Consider the following 2,551-nt stretch of genomic DNA (forward strand, 5'->3'; position numbering starts at 1 on the left):
AGAAAAATAAGCACTTGCCGGATATTCCCACCGCAAATGAAGTGGAAAAAAAGGGAATTAGTGTGGGAGATAATCAAGCCTTGTTATTGAAAAAATAGAGGAACTGACACTATACATCATTGATCTTGAAAAAAGAATGAAGCTATTGGAAAATAAAAAATAATTACATGATCAATTTTAAGGGTGCATTTTTTTTGTTTTGCTTCTGCATATCCATAACCTTGTGCGCAGATGCTCAGTCTTATGATGTATTAAGCTATAATTATAACGGCACTCCTAACTATGGAGTCAAGATCAAAACAAACTTGCCTTTTTTGAATGGCAGCCAAATGCCCACGTTGCATATTGAAGGGTATAACTATGGTACTGCAAAGCCAATAGGACTTACGTTGGTTTGGTATATATTTGGAGGAAATTTTTATGCCCCAGGCATATCTTCATGCGGTAGCTATACACCGGATGTGTACCTGTCTAACGAGAATGGGCTTGTATCCATATTCATTAATGACCGGTCTTATTTCCAACGATTTAAAGTTTCAGGTTTTGCACAGGGCATGTCTGAAACAGCTACCTGGTTCCAGGGATGGACAGCGGTTGATGAAGCTTTAGGTGGTACTAACCAAACATTGGTGCCCTATTCTAACAGTTTCAAAGGAAATATATCCATGCCCAATGGGGTATGGAATGCCAATGGAAGTGTTGGTATTGCTAGTACTACCCTTAATACGTATGCTTTACTACAAGTTGGGAATCCGGGAAGCGCTGGTACATCACAGTCTGCTATATTTCAAAATGGTATTGGGGTTGCCCCATCAGGAAGTAGTAAGCATACCTACCTCTATTCGGATAATAATGGCTTTTATGGTATCAACGCTTATGATTATCAAAGTAATACTTATTTACCATTGACCATAGGCTGGGGGGCAAACAATGTATACATTGCTGGCGATGGGGGCAATGTAGGTATTGGCACGAGGAATCCGGGACCTTATAGATTGGCTGTAGAAGGAACCGTAGGAGTAAGGAAGCTGAAAGTAACCCAGGTTACCCCATGGGCCGATTATGTATTCGATCCTTCTTATAAACTTAAACCTCTCTCGCAAATCGAAGCATTCATCAAAGAAAACAGGCATTTGCCAGAAATTCCTTCAGCCGAAGAAGTAGAAAAAAATGGAGTAGATGTAGGTGAAACAGTATCGCTGTTGTTAAAGAAGATTGAAGAACTGACTCTTTACATTATTGATGTTAAAAAAGAGAACGAATCGTTAAAAGCGGGATTCGAGTCAATGAAAAATCAACTGAATGGCACCAAATTACAGTCAAAAAAATACAAATGATAAGATGAAAATACTATTCACGCCCTTATTTATGGTTATTTTTATTTTATTGGCTTATAATGGAATTGCTCAGACGAATATATTTCCGGCAAACGGGAATGTAGGTATCGGTACGACGAGCCCGCGATCCGCATTGCATGTCGAAGGAGCATCGGGTTTGCCGCCAACTTCAGGCAACATCAATGCCGGAAGAATGAGGCTTAACGGGGCTGGAAATATTGCACTGGATTTTGGTGCATTAGAGAATGCATCACCTTATCCGGCCTGGATTCAAGCTCACGATGCAAATAACTGGGCAAGTAATTTCCCATTGTTGTTGAATCCAAATGGAGGCAATGTTGGTATTGGAATAACAAACCCAAGTACTTTATTGACAGTAAGAGGCGCTAATACAAATGGCTATGGGCAATTGTCTATACAATCGAATGATATAAATAATGCGGCGAGAGCTACCTGGTATTACAATGGGACCTATATAGGCGAGATAGGAACAACAGGAACTGACTTTTATAATCTGGCTGGGAACAATAGTCTTTTTTACACAGGCAGTGTTGAACGGATGCGTATTACATCAGGCGGCAACGTAGGTATTGGCACTATGTCTCCGTCTGAAAAGCTTTCTATAAATGGGAATATTAAGACCCAAAAACTGATTGTTACTCAAACCGGCTGGAGCGACTATGTATTCGATTCATCCTACCAGTTGAAGCCTTTACCAGAGGTTGAACAATTTATCAAGCAAAATAAGCACTTGCCCGATATACCCTCTGCAATAGAAGTAGAAGAAAAAGGGATTAGTGTGGGAGATAACCAGGCGTTGCTTTTAAAGAAGATCGAAGAACTGACTTTGTACATGATTGAAATGAAGAAGGAGAATAAAAAACAGCAGGAAGAGATTGAGATGCTAAAAAGCAAGTTGAATATCAATAAAAGCAAACAAAAGAATAAATGACTTTCATCCGACATATCATAGTGATGGTATTGCTTCTTGGCTTTGTTACTGTCTCGCAGGCTCAACTGCCGGCAGATAGTGCCATCGGCAAACTCACAAGCTGGATTGGTGGTTTGAAAACGAGGAGTATTCATGCATTGGAGAAACAATACGACCGGATAGAAGCTAGGGTAACTAAAAAAACAGAACACTACCTGAAAAAACTACAAAAGGAAGAAAATAAGTTAAGGAAGAAAATGAAAGGAGCCGATAGTGCAAAGGT

The 2,551-nt window shown here is 39.8% G+C and carries 3 protein-coding genes; all 3 read left to right on the forward strand.

What is annotated here, in order from left to right; all coding sequences use genetic code 11:
• Positions 1–167 precede the first annotated feature (167 nt).
• Entirely contained in the window at positions 168–1,337 is a 1,170-nt protein-coding gene (locus BLU98_RS17420) for a hypothetical protein (RefSeq protein WP_092727076.1), read from the forward strand.
• Positions 1,303–2,289 (forward strand): hypothetical protein, encoded by a 987-nt coding sequence (locus BLU98_RS17425; RefSeq protein ID WP_092727077.1) that lies wholly within the window; start codon positions 1,303–1,305, stop codon positions 2,287–2,289. The genes BLU98_RS17420 and BLU98_RS17425 overlap by 35 nt, the downstream gene beginning before the upstream one ends.
• Positions 2,286–2,551: hypothetical protein (locus BLU98_RS17430; RefSeq protein WP_139174023.1), on the forward strand; the 266-nt coding region annotated here is incomplete at its 3' end. The genes BLU98_RS17425 and BLU98_RS17430, both read left to right, overlap by 4 nt.

Source organism: Hydrobacter penzbergensis, from assembly GCF_900106985.1.
Lineage (GTDB): Bacteria > Bacteroidota > Bacteroidia > Chitinophagales > Chitinophagaceae > Sediminibacterium > Sediminibacterium magnilacihabitans.

Coding starts and splice junctions, on each gene's coding strand:
- BLU98_RS17420 (WP_092727076.1), top strand. CDS start 168: ATGATCAATTTTAAGGGTGCATTTTTTTTGTTTTGCTTCTGCATATCC.
- BLU98_RS17425 (WP_092727077.1), top strand. CDS start 1,303: ATGGCACCAAATTACAGTCAAAAAAATACAAATGATAAGATGAAAATA.